1 protein-coding gene is annotated in these 424 nt (G+C 66.3%); it reads right to left on the bottom strand.

What is annotated here, in order from left to right; translation table 11 throughout:
- Positions 1-424: histidine kinase dimerization/phospho-acceptor domain-containing protein (locus tag P0D73_RS46775; RefSeq protein ID WP_408321476.1), on the bottom strand; the 424-nt coding region annotated here is incomplete at both ends.

Genomic DNA, 424 nt, shown 5'->3' with positions numbered 1-424 from the left:
TACCGCGTCGGCCGACGCGCTCGCGTCCAGCACGATCTCGCCGCCCGGCGGCGTATAGCGAATCGCGTTGGCGAGCAGATTGCTCACGGCGCGGCGAAACAGTTCGAGATCCGCCGTCACGCTGGCCGCGCCGTTCACGCGCACGTGCACATTCGCCTCTTCGGCAATGCCTTCGAAGTAGTCGGCGATATGGGTCAACTCCTGCCCCGCGTCGAACTCGCGCAGTTGTTTGACGAACTGCGGATGCTCGGCGCGCGCCAGAAACAGCACGCTCTCGATCATTCGCGAGAGCCGGTCGCACTCTTCCAGATTCGAGGCGAGTAGCGACTCGTATTCATCGACGGAGCGCGGCCGGGCGAGCGCGACTTCAGCGGCGCCGCGCATGTTGCTGAGCGGCGTGCGCATGTCGTGCGCGAGGTCGGCG

Origin of the sequence: Paraburkholderia sp. RL18-101-BIB-B (genome assembly GCF_046026985.1) — a bacterium.
Classification (GTDB): domain Bacteria; phylum Pseudomonadota; class Gammaproteobacteria; order Burkholderiales; family Burkholderiaceae; genus Paraburkholderia.
The sequence above is the reverse complement of the archived record's forward strand: the minus strand, read 5'-3'. Positions and strand labels throughout refer to the sequence as shown.